The organism is Streptomyces sp. NPDC001663 (assembly GCF_042893105.1).
Lineage (GTDB): Bacteria > Actinomycetota > Actinomycetes > Streptomycetales > Streptomycetaceae > Streptomyces.
The window spans coordinates 1-2,050 of record NZ_JBIAUR010000052.1; the positions used below are offsets into that span (position 1 = coordinate 1).

3 protein-coding genes are annotated in these 2,050 nt (G+C 61.0%); 1 reads left to right on the forward strand and 2 read right to left on the reverse strand.

Annotation, left to right across the window (positions count from 1 at the left end):
• Window positions 1-283: DddA-like double-stranded DNA deaminase toxin (locus tag ACFY1L_RS55945; protein ID WP_388843375.1), on the forward strand; the 283-nt coding region annotated here is incomplete at its 5' end.
• A 54-nt stretch (window positions 284-337) separates the two neighbouring features.
• Here the strand turns inward: ACFY1L_RS55945 and ACFY1L_RS55950 are convergent.
• Together ACFY1L_RS55950 and ACFY1L_RS55955 are read right to left on the reverse strand one after the other, a co-directional pair.
• Entirely contained in the window at window positions 338-850 is a 513-nt protein-coding gene (locus ACFY1L_RS55950; RefSeq protein WP_388843377.1) for a hypothetical protein, read from the reverse strand.
• 455 nt (window positions 851-1,305) lie between these two features.
• Window positions 1,306-1,428 (reverse strand): hypothetical protein, encoded by a 123-nt coding sequence (locus ACFY1L_RS55955; RefSeq protein WP_388843379.1) that lies wholly within the window; start codon window positions 1,426-1,428, stop codon window positions 1,306-1,308.
• Between the last annotated feature and the right edge of the window lie 622 nt (window positions 1,429-2,050).

Consider the following 2,050-nt stretch of genomic DNA (forward strand, 5'->3'; position numbering starts at 1 on the left):
TCGGCCACCGCGCCTCCAGCAGTCGGATCGGACGTCACCGCACATCCAACCGCCACGACCACCAACCCGGCGAACCTATGCGGTCACAGCACTAGAGGCACAGACTGCTGCCGCAATGGAGAGAACGGGAATCATGGAGGGTACCCTCTACCTGAGCGGCGATTACATCTGTGGAAAATGCAGCGCCTCCCTTGCGGACTGGTTGCCCAAGGGGGCAAGCCTAGAAGTGAAGTACATGGATTCGAACGGAGCAATCCAGACAATTCCATTTACCGGGAAATGATTGTGCGGTTCCTCTAAGCGGCATTGCCATCTCGAGGAACCGCACCTCCTGGCATCAATCAACAGCTCCAGACTTGAGCCAATCAATTCCCTCTATTTCGTCAAGATAGGAGAGGAGTCCGGGGCGACTGCTCCCAATTTGGACCTCCGCATATCCTGGCCTGTCCCCCCATGGTGCACTATCCTCAACGGCAGGCCCGATATTGGCCACAAGGGCATCGCTTACAAATACACGTCCTCCAGGGCTGGGCCATCTCCAACCACCAAAAGCTACCTCTTCCATTGGGGACAGGATTTCTGCAAGCAGACTTTCCGGGACCGCGTCCCACGACCGTGTTGCTCTAGCGCCGTACGCGGCTTCATTGAGAGCGTTGTGGATCAGAAACTCGGAAAGATCCTCGTTCGCTTTTTCCCAATCGCCGTAGAGTTTCCCTTCATATACATCCATGGGATTGTCGAGATCGAAAGCCCAGAAGTCTTCACCTTGATCCTCTAGGAAGACGGCTTTCCTGCCCTCCGTTGTAATCTCTTCCGGGGAACGCATTCTTTTCACGGTGATGAGTGGCATGGTCCACTGAGATGACAGCTCATACCAATCCTTCAGCGGCTGAGGCAGCCATGAATGATCGCTGGGTACACGTCTGGATGCGACCTCGGGCTCCCCGTACCATCCAGTGAGGAATCGGGGCAAATTGATGCTGGTGGGATCAATCATAGTTCAATTATGGCATGGAGATCCATGCAGATTTCCAGTCATCGACGGGTCGTATATATCCGACCAGAGCGCTTGACGTGCGCAACTGACGATCACTGATTACGTCTGAGTCGTGGCCTTCTGCTTGAGGCGTTCGTAGGGTGTCTGGCCGCCGAGACCGCCGTGCGGGCGATGGCAGTTGTAGTAGTCCTCTTTCAACGGCGGTCGTGGCGCCTAGTGCTGTGAGGCCGGCAGGCCGTCATGTCCGGGGACGGGCACGCACACGATATGCACCTTTCCGCGGCCGTTCTCGCCGAGGAAGGACAACGTCAGCCCCATTCGACTTCGGCTCCCTGGACGGTGAGCATTCGCGCGATGTCCTTCGCCATTCGGATGCCCTCGGTATACCGGCCGCGCAGGAAGGCGACCATCGCTTCTTGCTGGCGGGTCACTCGGCGGCCTCTTCGGTCTCGGGCAGGGCGACCTGCCTGGCGCGGGCGACTTCGGCGCGGCCCTGGCACGAGGGTCGACCAGGATGTCGTGGGCGTCGCGGGTGCGATGGAAGGTCTCGGCGGACTCGCCCGTGACCTGGCCAGCCGCAACCCCCTCACTGTCACCTCGAGCGGTCGGGCAGCCGATGATCGGGACGCCATGCGGTCGCCGGGCGTGGTGATCGCCACGAGGACTGGGTGCCGGCCCAGAACGGGGGCACGTCGACCAGCTGCTCCGCGTCGGGGATAGCCAGACCCGTACGCCCGGGGGCTGGTGGCGTATGTGGTCAACTCCCAGGCGTGCGTGGCGTGTCCGCGTGAGCAACTCGTCGGGACAGTCGATCGTGGACGCGATCGTCATCTGGGCCACCAGCGTGCCGTCGACTACGGCGATCGCGTTGGAGGGCGGGAAGGCGGCGGTCCGTACCGACTGCGCTCGGTACGGACCCGCCTGGACCCTAGCCGACGCATCGTCAGGTGTGGAGGCTCTGAGACGCCATCCGCTTATCGATCACGGGGCTGGTCTGGTCGAACAGGGTTCCTGATCGGGTGATCGCGTGCGGGCCGACGCATGGAAGCAGGG